Origin of the sequence: Williamsia sp. 1135, from assembly GCF_002095395.1 — a bacterium.
Lineage (GTDB): Bacteria > Actinomycetota > Actinomycetes > Mycobacteriales > Mycobacteriaceae > Williamsia.
This window is the reverse complement of sequence record NZ_MJEI01000080.1, coordinates 39,137-56,655: the sequence shown is the minus strand read 5'-3', so window position 1 is coordinate 56,655 and position 17,519 is coordinate 39,137. Positions and strand designations below refer to the sequence as shown.

Genomic DNA, 17,519 nt, shown 5'->3' with positions numbered 1-17,519 from the left:
CCGCTACGAGGCGGTGGTCACCCCACGCAATTCCTCACCCAGTGCAGCTGCCTCATCGGCCGTCAGCTCGACTACCAGTCGGCCGCCGCCCTCGATAGGTATGCGCACGACGATTCCTCGCCCTTCCTTGGCTGCTTCAAGGGGACCGTCCCCGGTCCGTGGCTTCATCGCCGCCATCTCTGCTCCCTTCAGATTCGCTGCCGCAGTCGGCGTCGAAGTCTGATCTTATTAGGTTGGTGCCATCAATCGTTGGACACCGCGCGGTTCGCATTGCTTTGATTCGGATTCCATACTACGGACCCGGCCCAGGTTATTCTGCCCCTTGCGCTGGGCTTTCGATCTCGTCCCGCGCCTGCAGGTCGTGCAGGGCGTTCCGTAATTCGTCGATCTCACGTGCCAACTTCTCCAGCGCCCAGTCCACCTCGCCGGCCTTGTAACCCCGGGTCACCTGTGCAAATCGAAGTCCCCGAACGTCGTCGCCGGTGATGCCCGCCCGTGGCAGCCGCGTCAGCGTCGTCCCCTTTTCCAGCGGTGGCAGATCTTCGGAACGTCCGAAAACCCGCCAGACCACCGCAAACACGACCCCGATCACCGCCACCATGATCACCAGGTACAGAAGTAGTGTCAGCACTTGTCCACTATCCCACGGTGGGCGGATGCCCGCCTCAGCTCCTTTTCACGACCGGTCTGACCCACTGACAACCTCGGCGTCCTCGAAGGTCATCTCGATCTTGCCCACGGAGGACGTCATCAGTGCGCGGCGCGAGAGTCCGAACCGCCGCAGCTCATCGGCGATGGGATGCGAGCCCAATTGCAGCTGCGCACCGCCGAGTCGGGTGCGCGTGTCTGCCGTGTTGTTCAGCACCCATGGCGTCTCGCGGGTGACCCCGTCGAGGTGCGAATACGCCCGCAGGACCGCCGAGGCGGGCGAATCGGGCACCTTGAAACCCGGCCGCACGGTCAGCGCCGCGATCATCTGACCGCCCTCGCTGACGACACCACGTTTGGTCCGGCTCTGGTGATCGACGTCGAAGTCGGCGAGCGTCTTGGGAAAACCCCAGATCCCGCGCCCTGCCGCGAGCGTGAACTCACCGTCGACCGGCAGCCGGTGCACCAGGGCCCTGGCCTGTCCGCCGGCGAGGTCCTTCAGGTTGCGCAGCATCGACTGTCCGGGCTGCTCGCGGTCGGCGACCAGTACGCAGACCCCGAACTCGTTGTACGGGCCCAGATCTCCGTCCACGTAGTCGACGAAGACGAGCATGCACATCGCCCGGCCCGGCCTGATGCGCAGGACCTCCAGTCCGGTGTCGGCGATGGCGGACTGGACAGCGCCCGCCGATGCCGTGAACCCGGCCACAAAGCAACTTGCCTGCCGGATTCGGACCGGCATCTCGATCGCCGTGCCCAGCACGTCGTGGGCGGTCATGATGCCGCCACCTCATCCGAGACCTGTCCGTCCGGCACGGCCACCACACCGCGCAGTCCTTCCGCACCGAACAGCGGCTCGAGCATCGAACTGAAATCCGGTCCGCGACGCAGCATCTGACCACCGTCGACGTTGATCACCTGTCCGGTGATCCAGGTGGACTCCTCGCCGAGCAGGAACAGCGCCAGGCCCGCGATGTCCTCGACCTCTCCGACTCTTTGCAGCGGTGTGCTGACCCGGTAGTCCTCGCTCAGCGCGGGATCCTGGGTGATCATCCCGACGAGTTCGGTGCGGGTCAGCCCCGGTCGGATGCCATTGACACGAACATTGCTCGCGCCCAGCTCATCTGCGGCCAGTGCCACCAGATGGTCGACCCCGGATTTCGTGACGCCGTAAGCGCCGAACCACCGGTGGGTGTTGCTGGCCGCGATGGACGAGATGGCGACGATCGCGCCGCAGCCACCGCGAACGAGCTCTCGCGCACCGTGTTTGATCGTGAACATGGTGCCGTTGAGATTGAGGTCCAAGGTCCGCTTCCAGGCCTCGGTGTCCATCTGGGTGATCGGTCCGATCGTTTCACTGCCGCCCGCACAGGCGACGATGCCGTCGAGCCGGCCGGTACGCGCGGTGGCCACCGCGACCGCGTTCGCAACCTGGTCTTCGTCGGTGATGTCGGCGGCATGCGCCAGCACCGACGACCCGCCGGCTGCGGCGTTGAGCTTTTCGGCGACCGCACCCCGTCGCTCGGCATTGCGCCCCAGGATGGTGACCTGAGCACCACGTTCGGCGAGCAGCGCCGCGATCCCCTCGCCGATTCCGCTGCCACCTCCGGTGACCAGAACTGATTTCCCCGACATCGAACCCGACATTGACAACTCCCGTAGCTAGAACATGTTCTAGTTTCTACGATAGCGTGCCGGCCACCTGGGCGAGCCGGATATACGAAGACGAGCCGCCTATCGGCGGCTCGTCTTTGTAGAAGTGGATCGTGTGAAGCTAGGAGGCGCGGCGGCTGCGCTCTGCGACCGTGGGCCGCAGGGTGTTCATCGCCGGCCGATCGGTGAGGTAGACATCGGTGGTCTTCGGGGAGAAGGTGCCGTCCGGCTGGATCTTGAACTGGGTCAGTCCGACGCCCGAGTCCTCGATGCCGCACCTGCCCATCAGGGTTCCGACGATCTGCCTGCTCATCACGCCGAGCTCCACCAGGGGGCGGTTGCGGTGTGTACGCACCCCCAGGTTGACCTGGCCGATACCGGACATGCCGTAGCGGTCGTACGTGTCGACCAGCAGGCCGATCTCCACCCCGTACCCGGGAGCGAACGGCACCGCGCACAGCAACTCGCGCGTTCCCGCGTATTCGCCCCCCAGCGGCTGGAGCACCGCGGTGAGTTCGGGCTTGAACGACGCCAGCAGCGGACGGGCGACGAGCTCGGTGACCCGGCCTCCCCCGTTGGCATCCTCGACCTGCCCGGTGCGGAGCGGCCGTCGATAGAAGCCCTTCACCAGCTGGATCTCCTCGTTGAGGAGAAGCGGGCCGAGAAGTTTGGGCACGAACATCGGATCCGGATCGATCAGGTCGGAGTCGACGAACGCGATCAGGTCGCCGGTGGTGGCAGCGAGCGAGCGCCAGAGCACCTCGCCCTTACCGCGCACGGGCTCCACCTCGGGAACGGCTTCCTCGCGGGTGATGACCTGAGCGCCCGCCGCGATGGCCCGTTCGGCGGTGGCATCGGTGGAGCCCGAGTCGAGCACGATCAGCTCGTCGACGAGGGTGCCGAGGAGCGGGCGGATCGACGCGATGACGTCGGCCACGGTCTCTTCTTCGTTGAGTGCGGGCAACACCACCGAGACGGTGCGGCCGTTCTTCGCCGCGACGAGCTCGTCGACGGTCCAGTCGGGGCGATCCCAACTGTGATCGGCCGCCCACATGGATTGGGGCGATTTCTCGGGTGCGGACGCAATCGGCGTCCAGACACGGTCGGACTTTCCAGTGACTTGCTTCCCAGCGGTCATGCCAAACCCCTTACTGTTCGGGTGGGTGGTCTGGTTCCGTTCACTGCGGCAACCATATCGACCACCCTTCGAGTGGCGGCAACCTCGTGTACGCGAAACACGCGAGCCCCGGCGGAGGCGGCAAGTGCGGTCGCGGCGAGAGTCCCCTCCAGCCGATCTTCCAGGCCTACACCCAGAGTCTCCCCTACAAAATCCTTGTTGCTGAGCGCCATCAGCACTGGCCAACCGCTATTAACCAGAACGTTCACGTGGCGTAACAAAGCAAGCCCGTGATGAGTGTTCTTCCCGAAATCGTGGGTGGGATCGATCACGATCGAATCCTGTTTCACGCCACTGGCCAACGCATGATCGGCAGCACGGGTGAGTTCGCTGTGCACATCCGCAACAACGTCCGGATACCGCACCCGGTGCGGCCGGGTGCGCGGGACGGCCCCACCGGTGTGCGAGCAGACGATTCCCGCCGACATCTCGGCGGCCACGGCCACCAACCCGGGATCGGCACCCGACCAGGTGTCGTTGATCAGGTCGGCGCCGGCCGCGACCGTCGCGCGGGCCACCTCGGCGCGCCAGGTGTCGATGCTGATGATCAGATCGGGATGCCTGGCCCGGATCCACTCGATCATCGGCAGTACGCGGCGCGTCTCCTCGGCGGCGTCGACGTCCGCACCCGGCCCGGCCTTCACCCCACCGATGTCGACGATATCCGCGCCTTCGGCCACCACCTGGTCCACCCGCGACTTCGCCGCGTCGTCGGTGAAGCTCGATCCGCGATCGTAAAAGGAGTCCGGGGTGCGGTTGACGATGGCCATGACGAGAGCACGGTCGGTGGCGACGGGACGGCCACACAGGGTCGCGGAGACGGACGGTCCGGCCGGGCTGCGCTGGGGCAGCGTCATGTGAGCCGGGCCCCTATCCGCGGGGGACCTTCGCCGCGGCGACATCCTGTGGATAGTCGTCGTAGAACTCGACATATCCGTCGGCGCTGCCCTTGAGAACGTAGAGCTTGTCGTCTCCGACGTCGCCGAAACCCTCCTCGCGCAACTCGACCTTGCGGTTCTTGAACGTCGAGGTCTGTTCGAGCTCGGACACCACCCGGACGAACAGCGGCACCGCGTATGCCGGAAGGGAGTCGTAGAGATGCTTGCCGAGCGCTTTCGGGTCCAGTTCCTGGCCGTCGCGAAGGGTCACCGCAGCCATTCCGGCCTTGCCGTCGGTATCGGGCACCTCGACGCCGTAGACGACGCAGTGATCGATCGCGTCGACGCCGCCGAGTTCGGCCTCCACCTCCGTGGTGGCGACATTCTCGCCCTTCCATCGAAACGTATCCCCGAGTCGATCGACGAACGCGATGTGGTGCATCCCCAGATCCCGGACCAGATCACCCGAGTTGAACCAGCGGTCCCCGGACTTGAACGCGTCCTTGATGATCTTCTTGTTCGAGGCCTCTTCGTCGGTGTAGCCGTCGAACGGGACGCGATCGGAGATCTCTGAGATCAGCAGTCCGCAGCCACCTTTCGGTACTGTCGTCAATTTGCCCTGTGCATTGCGCTCGGGTTCACCGGTTTCGGCGTCGTATTCGACGATCTTGAACGGAAGCGGACAGAACCCCGCCGTCTTGGTGAGGTTGAAGACGTTGATGAAGGCCAGGTTCAGTTCGGAGGCCCCGTAGAACTCGACCACCCGCTCGATGCCGAAACGCTTGGTGAAGTCGTCCCAGATCTCCGACCGCATGCCGTTGCCGACGATGATGTTCACACCGTGGCTGCGGTCGGTGGATTTCTCCGGTTGCGCCATGAGGTACCGGCACAACTCCCCGATGTAACAGAACGCGGTGGCCCGGTTGAGGATGATGTCGTCCCAGAACTTCGAGGCCGAGAACGACTTGCCAATGGCCAGGCACGCCCCCGAGGCGAGCACCGACGACAGCGCGACCGTCAGTGCATTGTTGTGGTAGAGCGGCAGGGCGGAATACATGGTGTCGCTGTGCCGCAACCGAACACCCATACCGCCGATGCCGTCCATGCTCGTCATCCACCGGTAGTGGGACATGATGCTGGCTTTGGGCATCCCGGTGGTACCGGAGGTGAAGATGTAGAACGCCTTGGTGGACGCCGGAAGACCGGCGGTGACGGACGGGTTCTCGTCACTGAGGCCCTCGGACGCGTCGTCGAGCTCTGCGAAATCGACCGTGACGTCGGGGGCTTCGGTCCTGTCGATGGAGTCGAGAGCTTCCTTGGCATCCGGGTCCACCACGAGCACGGTTGCGTCGAGAATGCCGAGGCTGTGGCTCAGCACGTGGCCGCGCTGGTTGTAATTGAGCATTCCCGCGATCGCGCCGAGCTTGACTGCGGCGAGCATGACGAGCAGCGTCTGTGGTTTGTTCTTGGCGAGCACTCCGACGACGTCACCGACGCCGACCCCGTTCTTGCCGAAGAACGCGGCGTAACGATTGATCTGCCGATTGGCCTCGCCATAGGTGATGGACTTGCCCTCGAAGCGGATGAACGGACGTTCGGGGTGCTTGGCGACGAGTCCGTCGAAGACCGAGCCGATCGTCGCCTCTGCTTTCGGGCGACGCAGGATCAGTCCGGGCGCGTGCCGAATGACCCCCGGAAGGTCGGGAACCATGCCCAGGGCGCCTTTGGCGACGTCGAGTAGTCCAACACTGTTCCGGGTTTCGTTCGCCACGTAAGCTCCGATGCTTGTGAGTTGTGCCACGGTTGAATTTAGTCGAACTCCGCCCCGGTCAACCTCGCCCCGTCGCGGTCGCGTTGAAGAGGTTACCGACATTCACAGATAAATACCGCACCCTGCCAGTGCATCGGGCACCGTGCGCGTCACCAGCAACCGGTCGAGCGCCGATCGCGACACGAATCCGGTTTCTGCAAGAGTGTCCAGCCACTGCAGCAGTGGCTCGTAGTGCCCGTCCGGGTCGAGCAGCACCACCGGTTTGTCATGCATGCCCAGATACCCGGCCGTCCACGTCTCAAACAGTTCTTCCAGGGTGCCGATCCCTCCGGGAAGGGTGATGAAGGCGTCCGCGCGGTCATCCATCTGCTGTTTGCGTTCCCGCATGGTGTCGGTGACCACCAACTCGTCCGCATCTACGTCGGCGACTTCCCTGTGTACCAATGCTTTTGGGATGATTCCGACCGTCTGCCCACCGGCCTTCCTGGTCGCGACCGCGATGGCGCCCATCATCGAGACGTTTCCCCCACCGGAAACCAGGGAGTGGCCCGCGGCCCCGATCGCGGTGCCGAGTTCGGTGGCCAGCGACAGGTGGCGGTCGGCGACGGGGCCAGAGGCGCAATAGACACAGATGGCGCTCATCGCCGGTCCTCTCCGCCCTGACGCTGGCGCGACTCACCGATGATCGCGACCGCGTCGGCGACCGAATCGGTCACCTGCAGCAGCTCGACGTCGGCGGGTGAGACGAAGCCCTGCTCGACGAGAGTGCCGCGCACCCAGTCCAGCAGGGGACCCCAGAATTCCGTGCCGAGCAGGACGATCGGGAACTGGGTGACCTTTCGGGTCTGCACCAGCGTCAATGCCTCGAACAATTCGTCGAGGGTGCCGAATCCTCCCGGGAGGCAGACGAAGGCCTGCGCGTACTTCACGAACATCGTCTTGCGGACGAAGAAGTATCGGAAATTGATCCCGAGATCGACCCACTGGTTCAAGTTCTGCTCGAACGGCAACTCGATGCCCAAACCGATGGAGTAGCCGCCCGCCTCGCAAGCTCCGCGGTTGACCGCCTCCATCAGTCCCGGACCGCCGCCGGTCATCACCGGATACCCGGCGCCGGCGAGCGCGCCGCCGAGGTCCCGGCCGAGGTCGTAGTAGGGGGTGTCCGGGGCGATGCGCGCCGACCCGAAGACGGTCACCGCGCCGGAGACCGTGGCCAGGTTGTCGAAGCCCTCGACGAACTCGGACTGGATCCGCAGCACGCGCCAGGGGTCGCGGTCGGAGTCAGCCGACCGCAGCAGCCGCTGGTCGGTGGTCTGCGTCGGCGTGGTCTGGTCTTCGCGGATCCGGGCAGCGCCGCGGTAGCTGAGTCTGGTGTCGCGGTCGGGTTGGGGCATGGCCACGACGCTAGCTCAGCAGATAACGCCGCAGGATGTCGGTCACCTCGGTGATCTGCGCGGTGGGTACCCGCTCATCGCGTTTGTGCGCGAGGTTGGGGTCGCCCGGGCCGAGATTGACCGCTGGGATACCGAGGGCCGAGAACCGGGAGACATCGGTCCAGCCGAACTTCGCCCGGAACTTGCCACCGGCTGCGGCGACGAGCGCGGCTGCCGCCGGGTCGGACAATCCGGGCAGCGCCCCGCCCGCCGCGTCGGTGATCTCGAAGGTGACCGCTCCCGAATCGATTGCGGCGGCGAACACCTCGCGGACGTGCTCGGTGGCCTGCTCGACGGAGCGATCCGGGGCGAACCGGAAGTTCACGTCGACGCTCGCGGCGTCGGGCACGACGTTTCCGGCCACGCCACCCTCGATGCGCACCGCCGAGAGTCCCTCGCGGTATTCGCAGCCGTCGATGTCGACGCGCCGTGGGCTGTAGTCGGCCAAGGTCTGCAACACCGATCCGAGCTTGTGGATCGCATTGTCTCCCTTCCAGGACCGGGCCGAGTGTGACCGCACCCCAGACGCGGTGAGCCTCGCCCGCAGCGTCCCCTGGCAGCCGGCCTCGATCTGGCCTGCGGTCGGTTCTCCGAGGATCGCGACGTCCGCGCGCAACCACTCCGGGAGCTCCCGCTCGATGAAGCCCAGACCGTTGTACCGGGCGGCGATCTCCTCACAGTCGTAGAAGATCAACGTCAGATCGCACACGGGGTCGACGAGCGTGGCAGCCAGGTGCAAGAACACCGCGTCGCCGGATTTCATGTCCACCGTGCCACAACCGTGCAGCACGTCGCCCTCGGCACTGTCGCGCTCTCGGCGGCTCGGCACGTTGTCGGCAATGGGCACCGTATCGAGGTGCCCGGCGAGCATCACCCGCCTGCCCTTCCCGAAGTTGGTGCGGGCCAACACCCGATTACCGTGGCGCACGACCTCGAACCCGGTGGTCTGCTCGCGGAGCGCGGCTTCGACGGCGTCCGCGATGAGGGATTCGTCGTGGCTCTCACTGGCGATGTCGACGAGCGCCGCCGTCAGGTCGATCGGGTCGGCGTGCAGGTCCAATGCGGGAATGCTCACGGTGTTCACCGTAGCGTCCGAAGCACCGCAGTCGTCAGCCTTGCCCAGACATCTGGCGCGCAAGCACTTCCGTCCCCGGACCCGTGGTGTCCGTCAATGCGCAACCGCGCCCGGTCAGGATCAGCATCAGAGATACGGCCGGGCCCTCGACCACCGGTCCGTCGCCCTGGCTCCAGGCGAGGTCTGTCGCCTGCCAGCGCACGCTGTCGATCGGCTTCGAGAAGGGCATATCTCCGGAGTAGCCGGTGAGGAAGTCCAGCACAGCAACCTGCCTGTGCTCAGGTATCACGTAGGCGAGGTTCAGCGGCCGGCGAATGTCTTGTCCGTGCACAAGGATATCGGTCAGTGGAGCCAGCGGCCCCTTCCCCGGCGGGGTGAATGTACTGTTTGCCTTCGCGGCCAGCAGCTCGGGCAGATTGTCGCCGTCTTCGATGCGGGTGCGCCGGGTGATGTGCTGATTGGCCCGATCGAAGTCGCCGCGATATCGCGCCATCGTCAATCCGAACTTCCAGAGCGGCGTCACCAGGGGCATCACGAGATGGGCCGCGACATCACGGATCGTCCAGGCGTCGCACAGCGACTGGGTATCCCACTGTTTGGTGGTCAGCGTCGCGAGGGTCTCGGCCAAGATGCGCCGTTCCTCGGCTATCTCGGCAAAGATCGCGTCATTCGACTTGGGTCTCATGGATGCTCCTCTGAGGTTGGTGCCGGCGGCTCGCCCTGAGATCGTCCCCATTTCAAGGGTCGCCCGGCATATCGCCAGGCGTCCACCCGAAAGGGGACGATCTCAGGGCAACCCCCAGGCACACCAGACTTCAGAACTGTCCGAAATGTTCATGCCACCGGGACTACCACGCCGATAGCGTCGACACCATGACATCAACGACACCCACGCTCAATGCCCTGTCGATCGTCGTCGACGACATGGCCGACTCGCTGGCGTTCTATCGCGCCTGCGGTCTGGAGTTTCCCGAGGATGCCGGCGCCCCGCATGCGGAAGCCGTTGCCGCAGGGGGATTCCGGATCCTGCTCGACACCGCCGCGAGCGTCGCGACCTTCGATCCGGACTGGCATCCCGCGACGGGTGGCCAGCGGATCTCGCTCGCGTTCGAGTGTGCCGTTCCCGCCGAGGTCGACGCCCGCTACGAGGCGCTCACTGCCGCCGGACACGCCGGACACCTCGCACCGTTCGATGCGGTGTGGGGCCAGCGGTATGCCACAGTCACCGATCCGAACGGCAACACCGTCGACTTCTACGCCGCTCTGTCCTGACCTCCCGAAATGGGTTGTTCTGGCGAGGAAAAGTGCAGGTCAGCTCCGCCAGAACAACCCATCATCGGAGGGTGGGGGCAAGGAAGTCGGCGGGTGAGCGGCCGGTCACGGACCGGAAGTCGCGGAACATGTGGGCGTAATCGGCATATCCGCAGTCGTATGCCGTGTCGACGGCCGAGCAGCCCGTCCGCAGACCGGCCATCGCCGCGTTCACCCGAAGAATTCGCTGCAGCACCTTCGCGCCGTAGCCGTAGTGATGCCGAGACCAGCGCTGCAGCTGCCTCGGGCTGGCACTGATCTGATCGGCGACGCCCGCCACCGGATGACCCGCCGACAGCAGCGAGGTGGCCGGATGAAGCCATCGCGGAGGTGGGCTCCGGTCGAGTTGCGCGGCCGCGAAACGCTCCAGGACCTTTCCCGGGTCACCGGTGGCGGCCTCCTCGGACAGGCGACGGGCCTGCGACGACCCCGCGATGTCAGCGAAGTCGACGCGGCCGTTCACCATCGCGTCGGCCGGCACACCGAGCACCGACGGTGCGACGCCGGGATCGAATCGCAACGCCACCATGTCGCCAGAACCCGTCGCGCTGACCGGAACCGTGTCGGGCCCGGCGACCAAGAGCCCGGTACCCGTCCAGATCAGATCCATACAGCCGTCCGGCAAGATCTCGACAGGAGCGACCGGGCCCTGGCGACGCCAGACGGTCGCCGGGACCAGCGTCGAGCGCTGCTCGGAGTAACCCACGCGCTCCATTGTCCTCGGTACTGTCGCCCCGCGTAAACTCCTGACCCGTGACCAACGCATCTGGAGCCTCCGCCATCGGCATCGCCACCATCACCGACTCGGGCGCAGTGCTCGACACCTGGTACCCCTCCCCCGAATTGACCGAGGCAGGCGAATCCGGGACCACCGAACTCGACGCTGCCGGCACCCCCGCAGAACTGTCGTCGCTGGTGGGCACCGATTCGGACCGCGGCGTCCGGACCGTGGCCGTGCGCACCTCGATCGTCCTGGCCGACGCCCCCGCCGACGCCCATGACGCCTACCTGCGCCTGCACCTGCTCTCGCACCGACTCGTCATCCCGCACGGCGCGAACATGGATGGCGTCTTCGGCAAGCTGTCCAACGTGGTCTGGACGAACTTCGGCCCGTGCGCGGTCGACGGCTTCGAGGTGACCCGCGCCAAGCTCAAGAGCCGCGGTGCGGTGACCGTCTACGGCATCGACAAGTTCCCTCGGATGGTGGATTATGTTGTGCCGAGCGGGGTCCGGATCGCCGACGCCGGCCGGGTCCGCCTGGGCGCACACCTCGCCGACGGCACCACCGTCATGCATGAGGGTTTCGTGAACTTCAACGCGGGCACGCTGGGCCACTCGATGATCGAGGGACGCATCTCGGCAGGCGTCATCGTCGGAGACGGTTCCGACGTCGGCGGTGGCGCGTCGACGATGGGGACGTTGTCCGGCGGCGGCAAAGAGATCATCTCCCTCGGCAAGCGATGCCTGCTCGGCGCCAACTCCGGCTGCGGCATCGCGCTCGGCGACGACTGCGTCATCGAGGCCGGGCTCTACGTCACCGCCGGCACCAAGGTCACCGGTCCCGACGGCACCGTCGTCAAGGCCCGCGACCTCTCCGGAAAGAGCAACATCCTGTTCCGACGCAACAGCACCACCGGCGCGGTCGAGGTCGTGCCCTGGAAGGGCGACGGCATCGAGCTGAACGCAGCTCTGCACGCCAACTGAATCGGGCGGTTTCACCGCTGCTCCACCTGAAATAGCGCCGCCCACCGGTGATTACCGGTGGGCGGCGCGAATTCGGGTGGGCGGTGGGGCCCGTGATGGCTGCGGGGAGATCAGTCCCCGCCACCGCCTCCGCCACAGCCGGAGCCACAGGACGAAGAGCTGCACGACGAACCCGAGCTGCAGGAGTTACCCGAACTGCAGCTGTTGTTGTCGCCATGATGGTGACCCGAATCCCAGGTGTTACCGGACGACCCACTCCAGTACCCACCCGTGCCGCCTGAATCATCCCGGTATCGATCGGCCGCTCTGGACGAATGCGACCCCACGACCGCGATCAGGGCGATCACCGCCCCGCCCGCCAGACATGCCAGCACCACCACGAGAACCGTCATTGCCTCGCCCTCCTATCCGCCGCTGCTTCCACAACCGCCACCGCCTCCACCACCGGAGGATCCTCCCCCGCAACCGCTTCCGCACGAACTTCCGCAGGAGCCACCGCCGCCCCCATCCCCGCCTCCGCCGCCGTCTCCGATCCAGCCGCCCGGACGCCGGCGGCGGGCCCTGTCCGTCTCGGAGCTGCCGAAAAAGGCCCTCGTCGAGTAGAGCACCGCTGCGCTCACGACGATCACAATCACCGCAATGGTCATGACAATCCCTCCCTCTCGTCTTCACGTGGTCGTGAAACAGCTAGATGCCAAGTGTTCGAACCGATCCCGATGATCAACACCCGCCTACCGCGATAACGCACCCATGCAGTCCGCCTGGCGCCGATGTACACCCTCTCGACGCGCAGCCAATCCCGGGTCACGCCATCGAGGTCGGAGCGCGTTCCGAGCCACCGCGTGAACGCCGCGACATCGTCGTGCGCGCATCCGTTGACCGCGACCTCCCTTCCGTACTCGGCGAACCGGCGCCGCCACTGCGGCAGGGCGCCGAGTTGCGGTCCTGCCCGCAGGGCCGCTGAGGCGCGTTTTCCGATGAGGATGTCACTGGTCAAAGCGGAGCCCACCGGATCGAACCCGGCCGGCACGCGGCCGGCCAACAGGTCCGTGACCACCGCATGCTGCCGCGCTGCGAGCAGTGCCCGCGCGTCGTCAAGTGCTGGGTTCGAGGTCACGCGATTCCTCCTGCCGGCGAGACGTTGCCACACTGATGATCTGATCGATGACCTCCAGGTCGGCCGCCACCGCAGCTGAGGTGACGTCGCTGTCACGCTCGAGCATGATCCCGGGTAGCGGCAGACCACCCTCACGGCAGTGCGCGACGAACGCGGCGAGCATCGATCCGACAGCGTCGATCATCGGATCTCCGTGGGTGTCGATGTACATCCCCTCACGGAAGCGCCCACCGGCCGTATGGACGTACGCCGCGTGCGCCAACGGGAATCGGTGTAGATCGGCCACGGGGTCGCCACCTCGGGCGATTGCACTGGCATAGAGGTTGGCCACATCGAGAACGAGTCGCACACCGGTGCGGCGGACGATCTCGGTCAGGTAGTCGGGTTCATCGAACTCGTCTTCTGGCCAGCCGATCAGAGCCGCGACGTTCTCGAGGGCCAAAGGCACCCCCAGCACGTCCTGCGCGCGGGAGATGTTGTCACACAGTACATCCAATGCCTGGCGCGTTCGCGGCGGCGGCAGCAGGTGCCCGGCCTCGAGCACGTCCCCGTGCATCGGGTCCGGCGACTCGGCGGCCCGGACGAAGGCGATGTGCTCGCTCACCAGCGGCGACTCCAGTTCCCGCGCGAGCCTCGCGAGATGTGCCAGCCGGTCCGGGTCCGGTAGGTCCGCTCCGGCGAGGCCCAGTCCCACCCCGTGCGGGATCAGCACCACGCCCCGCGCCCGCAGTTCCTCGACTCCGCTGGGCAACCGTCCGGGAGTCATGTTCTCGGCGACGACCTCGGTGAAGGTCAGCGATCCGGCGTCGGCGAGCCCGACGAGCATCTCCGAGATGGCCGGGCGCCATGCGATGGACGAACCCGAGACCTGTGCCCTCATGTGCGCGTCCTTTCACTCGCTCACGAGTGGACGCCGTTGGCCACATTCGAATCCGTTGTCCGAGTTACAGATTCGCAGTCAGTTCTCATTCCACAGTTTCACCGAAACTTCGGCGTCTGGGGTAACGGACTGGTCTCAGATTGGACACAGCTGCGACGACGCAGGTCAGGAGGCCAGACGGCTCGCTGCTTCAGCGATTCTCTCATCCGTGGCGGTCAAAGCCATCCGGACGTGCCGCACTCCGCGAGGTCCGTAGAAGTCGCCGGGAGCGGCGAGAATTCCGCGCTCAGCGAGCCAAGCGACGGTGTCGCGACACGGCTCGTCGCGGGTGGCCCACAGATACAGCCCCGCCGCGGATTCATCGATCCGGAACCCGGCGGCGGTCACCGCGGCCCTGAGGGTTTCGCGGCGCAGCCGGTAGCGTTCCCGCTGCTCGGCTGCGTGCCCGTCGTCGCCGAGCGCCGCCGACATCGCGGCTTGGATCGGGAACGGAACGATCATCCCGGCGTGCTTGCGTACGGCCAGCAGTTCACTGATGAGCGCGGGATCACCGGCAAGGAACCCGGCTCGATAACTGGCGAGGTTGGACGTCTTCGACAACGAATGCACCGCGAGCAGACCGGAGTTGTCTCCGTCGGTCACCCGTGGGTCGAGGATGGAGACCGGCTCGTCATCCCAGGCCAAGCCCAGGTAGCACTCGTCAGACACCACCAACGTGCCGCGTTCGCGCGCCCAGGAGACGACTTTGCGCAGATGCTCGACAGGCAGCACTTTGCCGGTCGGATTCGACGGTGAGTTGAGGTAGATCATGGCCGGCGTTGCGGGTCCGATCTGGGTGAGCGAATCCGCCCGGAGTACGTCTGCGCCGGCCAGCAGAGCACCGACCTCATACGTCGGGTAGGCGACCTCCGGTATGACGACCTGATCACCGGCGCCGAGCCCCAGGGTCGACGGCAACCCGGCGATCGCCTCTTTCGTGCCGATCACGGGGAGGATCATCGACAGGTCCAGCCCATCGATGCCATGCCTACGCTTCAACGCATCGATCGCGGCCCTGCGCACCTCCACGGTGCCGATGGTCGTCGGATATCCGGGAAAGCCGGATGCCGCTGCCAGCGCTTCGCGGATCAGCGGATCAACCGGGTCCACCGGGGTACCGACCGACAGGTCCACGATCCCGCCGGGGTGTGCGGCCGCGCGCTCCTTCGCACCGAGCAACGTGTCCCAGGGAAAGTCCGGGAGTCGCCTCGACACCGGCGCTCGGCCGCGCAGCACAGACATCGGCGTCGTCAGTCCTCGGTGTTCATCGGGGGCAGGGCCTTGACGAACGGCGAGTCGTAATCGACCTTGCCCAGCTTGCTGGCGCCACCCGGGGATCCCAGGTCGTCGAAGAAATCGACATTCGCGTTGTAATAACCTGCCCACTCGTCGGGCACATCATCTTCGTAGAAAATGGCCTCGACCGGACACACCGGCTCGCATGCACCGCAGTCGACGCATTCGTCGGGGTGGATGTACAGCATCCGTCCACCCTCATAAATGCAGTCGACAGGGCACTCCTCGACGCACGCCTTGTCCAGGACATCAACGCAAGGTTCAGCGATGATATAGGTCACCGGCCACCCTCCTCACAATCACAGTTCACTCACACGTGGGCTGCACGCGCTCGAAAGCGGGCATGCCTTGTGGATTGAAGGTCGCCCAGCCTGCCCGCTTGTTGCCTTCCAGTATCCGCGTACTGCATTCCAAGTCAAAACCCGGGTCACCCTGCCTCACGGGCGCCTCCCCAGGTCAACGCAATCGACGTCGGCAGCGCACGCCTGACCACTGCTTTCAAATCAGACAGGTCCTAAACCTGTGCGAAACGCCGGGGCGGCGGCAGTATCTGTTCCGTGACCGTGCGACCGACCCCCCTGTGGAACCGAATGTGTTGTTGCTGCTGACCCCTGGCAACCAACACCACTCGATTCATCAGGAGCATCCTCACATGACCTCGACCCTCTCGCGGCCCGCGTCCGTCAGTGCGCCGACACAGCATCTGTCCAGCCGCACCCCGTCGCCCACCCATCACCTGCCGACGCGTCTGCGTCCCGCAGACCTGCTGCGGCTGACCGATCAGGGTGCATCCGACGTCCTGGACGGTCGGCACGACGATGTGCTGCCCAAGTACTGGGACCGGGAGAAGCGCTGGGCCACCCGCCTCCACTACGACGACGACGTCGACGTGTGGCTGATCAGCTGGACCCCCGACGAGTCCACGGACCTGCACGACCATGCCGGTTCCCTCGGCGCCCTCACCGTGCTGTCAGGTGCACTGACCGAATATCGCTGGACCGGGAGCCAACTACGTGCCCGCACCCTCGACGAAGGTGATCAGGCGTCGTTCCCGCTGGGCTGGGTCCATGACGTCGTCCGTAGCCCGACTCGAGCAGTGACGAGCGAGCCGACCCTGAGCGTCCACGCCTACTCACCGCCGCTCACCGCGATGTCCTACTACGAAGTCACCGACAGTCAGTCGCTACGACGCACCAAGACGGTGCTCACCGACGGTGGCGCGGCATGAGTTCGGGGCGACGCACCAAGACGGTGCTCACCGACGGAGGGTCGGCGTGAGCGCACGACCCAAGAGCATCGACGAGGTACTCCTCGAAGCCCGCGCAGGTCTCGACCGGCTCGCGGCACAAGATCTTCCGTCCGCGCTGGCGAATGGCGATGTCCTCGTCGACATTCGGCCCGCCGCCCAGCGTGCCGAGGAGGGTGAGCACCCTGGTGCCCTGGTGATCGAGCGCAACGTCCTGGAGTGGCGCGCCGATCCGACCTCCGATGCCAGGATTCCCGAGGCCGTGGACCACGACGTGGCCTGGATCATCCTGTGCTCGCAGGGTTACACCTCGAGTCTGGCCGCTGCCGCGCTGCAGAATCTCGGACTGCACCGCGCCACCGATGTCATCGGCGGCTACGAGGCACTTGTCCAGGCAGGTCTGGTCTGACGTGACCGCCGAGCGGTGATCCGCTCAGCGGATCACCGCTCGGCGGTGATCCGCTCAGCGGATGTTCTTCACCGCGTTGTCCGCGGCGCGGCGCAGTGCGCCGGTCTCCCCGATGTAATCGGCGGCCGCCCCGACCAGCGGTAGCGCCCCGAGCAGTCGCCAGGGCTGACGTGAGGACGGGCGCCGGGCAAGTTCGGAGAGGATCGCGCGCGACTTGCCGATCCGGTTCCAGGCCCCACGGGCGAGGTCCGTGGACGAGTGCTCGTCCTTGCGCGTATCAGGTGTGCTCAGAACGGTTTTCGAGTCGAGATTTCGGTTGAGGAGCACGCGCGCGAGCAAGTCCACATGGCGGTGGCGATCGTCGACGCCGTAGGCGCGGGCAACCGCGCACAGGAGTACGGCCTGCTGGGCGAAGCCGATGACGGTCTGCAGCGGAAGCCGATCGGCGATGACCCCGAAAACACCCGGGTACGCCACGGCCAGGGTGCTGATCGGCCCGACCCGCTTGATCCACCAGTCCCGACGCTCCTCTGCGGTCCACCCCGCCCACTTCGCGGTGCCGGGCAGACCGGCGCTGTCGGAGGCCCAGATCAGCGAATCATCAATGGCACCCAGGACTTTGGTGACGAGCGCCTCGGACGACATCGCCTGATTCGCCTGTTGCTCCACGGTGCCGAAGGTGCGCCGTTTGATGCCCAGCGGGTCGAGGTGCTCGACCGCAGAGAGCGCCGGGTCGATCACACCCGTGAGGGTGTACAGCAGTTTGGCGACGTCGCGGTCGGTCAGCGCCTGAACAGGTGGAAGCAGCATCAGCGCGCCTGTGGGGTCGAGGTGGGTGACGTCGCCGGTGCTGCGTTCTCGTGCCACGGGCTCTCGTGCCAT

General features: G+C 66.0%; 21 protein-coding genes. 4 read left to right on the top strand and 17 right to left on the bottom strand.

The window, feature by feature from the left end; genetic code table 11:
• Positions 1-3: 3 nt before the first annotated feature.
• The 11 genes from BFL43_RS08720 to BFL43_RS08670 all read right to left on the bottom strand — a co-directional run bounded on the left by BFL43_RS08720 (position 4) and on the right by BFL43_RS08670 (position 9,320).
• A complete protein-coding gene (locus BFL43_RS08720; protein ID WP_084835037.1) occupies positions 4-177 on the bottom strand; it encodes a DUF3117 domain-containing protein in 174 nt (57 codons plus the stop codon).
• 133 nt (positions 178-310) lie between these two features.
• Positions 311-631, bottom strand: a complete 321-nt coding sequence (locus BFL43_RS08715) for a DivIVA domain-containing protein (RefSeq protein ID WP_084892161.1) — start codon at positions 629-631, stop codon at positions 311-313.
• 45 nt (positions 632-676) lie between these two features.
• Positions 677-1,426, bottom strand: coding sequence for an acetoacetate decarboxylase family protein (locus BFL43_RS08710; protein WP_084892160.1), 750 nt, complete (start codon positions 1,424-1,426; stop codon positions 677-679).
• Positions 1,423-2,295, bottom strand: a complete 873-nt coding sequence (locus tag BFL43_RS08705) for an SDR family oxidoreductase (RefSeq protein WP_084892159.1) — start codon at positions 2,293-2,295, stop codon at positions 1,423-1,425. Before BFL43_RS08705 ends, BFL43_RS08710 begins: the two co-directional genes overlap by 4 nt.
• A 127-nt stretch (positions 2,296-2,422) precedes the next feature.
• Entirely contained in the window at positions 2,423-3,439 is a 1,017-nt protein-coding gene (locus BFL43_RS08700; protein ID WP_143695195.1) for a glucosyl-3-phosphoglycerate synthase, read from the bottom strand.
• Positions 3,436-4,335: a dihydropteroate synthase gene (folP, locus tag BFL43_RS08695; protein WP_143695194.1), complete on the bottom strand. Its 900-nt coding sequence runs from the start codon at positions 4,333-4,335 to the stop codon at positions 3,436-3,438. The genes BFL43_RS08700 and folP overlap by 4 nt, the downstream gene beginning before the upstream one ends.
• A 13-nt stretch (positions 4,336-4,348) precedes the next feature.
• Positions 4,349-6,127 carry a long-chain-acyl-CoA synthetase gene (locus BFL43_RS08690; RefSeq protein WP_276206100.1) on the bottom strand — a complete coding sequence of 593 codons (1,779 nt, stop codon included), beginning with the start codon at positions 6,125-6,127 and terminating at the stop codon, positions 4,349-4,351.
• A gap of 102 nt (positions 6,128-6,229) precedes the next feature.
• Positions 6,230-6,769, bottom strand: coding sequence for a TIGR00730 family Rossman fold protein (locus BFL43_RS08685; RefSeq protein ID WP_084892156.1), 540 nt, complete (start codon positions 6,767-6,769; stop codon positions 6,230-6,232).
• Positions 6,766-7,521, bottom strand: coding sequence for a TIGR00730 family Rossman fold protein (locus tag BFL43_RS08680; RefSeq protein WP_084892187.1), 756 nt, complete (start codon positions 7,519-7,521; stop codon positions 6,766-6,768). The genes BFL43_RS08685 and BFL43_RS08680 overlap by 4 nt, the downstream gene beginning before the upstream one ends.
• Positions 7,522-7,531: 10 nt before the next feature.
• Complete coding sequence (gene dapE, locus BFL43_RS08675) at positions 7,532-8,629, bottom strand: succinyl-diaminopimelate desuccinylase (protein WP_084892186.1); 1,098 nt, start codon at positions 8,627-8,629, stop codon at positions 7,532-7,534.
• A 40-nt stretch (positions 8,630-8,669) separates the two neighbouring features.
• Positions 8,670-9,320, bottom strand: coding sequence for a maleylpyruvate isomerase family mycothiol-dependent enzyme (locus tag BFL43_RS08670; RefSeq protein WP_084892155.1), 651 nt, complete (start codon positions 9,318-9,320; stop codon positions 8,670-8,672).
• A 188-nt stretch (positions 9,321-9,508) separates the two neighbouring features.
• Here BFL43_RS08670 and BFL43_RS08665 point away from each other — a divergent pair, with 188 nt between their 5' ends.
• Positions 9,509-9,907 carry a VOC family protein gene (locus BFL43_RS08665; RefSeq protein ID WP_084892154.1) on the top strand — a complete coding sequence of 133 codons (399 nt, stop codon included), beginning with the start codon at positions 9,509-9,511 and terminating at the stop codon, positions 9,905-9,907.
• 61 nt (positions 9,908-9,968) lie between these two features.
• Here BFL43_RS08665 and BFL43_RS08660 read toward each other — a convergent pair whose 3' ends face one another.
• A complete protein-coding gene (locus tag BFL43_RS08660; RefSeq protein ID WP_168176577.1) occupies positions 9,969-10,652 on the bottom strand; it encodes a helix-turn-helix domain-containing protein in 684 nt (227 codons plus the stop codon).
• Between the two features lie 47 nt (positions 10,653-10,699).
• Here BFL43_RS08660 and dapD point away from each other — a divergent pair, with 47 nt between their 5' ends.
• On the top strand, positions 10,700-11,650 hold the full coding sequence (dapD, locus tag BFL43_RS08655) for a 2,3,4,5-tetrahydropyridine-2,6-dicarboxylate N-succinyltransferase (protein ID WP_084892153.1): 951 nt from the start codon (positions 10,700-10,702) through the stop codon (positions 11,648-11,650).
• 643 nt (positions 11,651-12,293) lie between these two features.
• Here the strand turns inward: dapD and BFL43_RS08645 are convergent.
• From BFL43_RS08645 to fdxA, 4 genes are all read right to left on the bottom strand, one after another.
• Positions 12,294-12,767, bottom strand: coding sequence for a hypothetical protein (locus BFL43_RS08645; RefSeq protein ID WP_084892151.1), 474 nt, complete (start codon positions 12,765-12,767; stop codon positions 12,294-12,296).
• Positions 12,745-13,647 (bottom strand): DUF692 family multinuclear iron-containing protein, encoded by a 903-nt coding sequence (locus tag BFL43_RS08640; protein WP_084892150.1) that lies wholly within the window; start codon positions 13,645-13,647, stop codon positions 12,745-12,747. Before BFL43_RS08640 ends, BFL43_RS08645 begins: the two co-directional genes overlap by 23 nt.
• Positions 13,648-13,812: 165 nt before the next feature.
• Positions 13,813-14,928, bottom strand: a complete 1,116-nt coding sequence (gene dapC, locus BFL43_RS08635) for a succinyldiaminopimelate transaminase (protein ID WP_143695192.1) — start codon at positions 14,926-14,928, stop codon at positions 13,813-13,815.
• A gap of 8 nt (positions 14,929-14,936) precedes the next feature.
• The gene (fdxA, locus tag BFL43_RS08630) at positions 14,937-15,263 is read right to left on the bottom strand and encodes a ferredoxin (protein ID WP_084892184.1); all 327 of its coding nucleotides are present in this window, start codon (positions 15,261-15,263) and stop codon (positions 14,937-14,939) included.
• A 371-nt stretch (positions 15,264-15,634) separates the two neighbouring features.
• On the opposite strand from fdxA, the gene BFL43_RS08625 reads away from it, so the two are divergent.
• On the top strand, positions 15,635-16,210 hold the full coding sequence (locus BFL43_RS08625; protein ID WP_084892182.1) for a cysteine dioxygenase family protein: 576 nt from the start codon (positions 15,635-15,637) through the stop codon (positions 16,208-16,210).
• Between the two features lie 46 nt (positions 16,211-16,256).
• A complete protein-coding gene (locus tag BFL43_RS08620; RefSeq protein ID WP_084892181.1) occupies positions 16,257-16,637 on the top strand; it encodes a rhodanese-like domain-containing protein in 381 nt (126 codons plus the stop codon).
• 54 nt (positions 16,638-16,691) lie between these two features.
• Here BFL43_RS08620 and BFL43_RS08615 read toward each other — a convergent pair whose 3' ends face one another.
• A complete protein-coding gene (locus tag BFL43_RS08615; RefSeq protein WP_084892149.1) occupies positions 16,692-17,504 on the bottom strand; it encodes a hypothetical protein in 813 nt (270 codons plus the stop codon).
• Between the last annotated feature and the right edge of the window lie 15 nt (positions 17,505-17,519).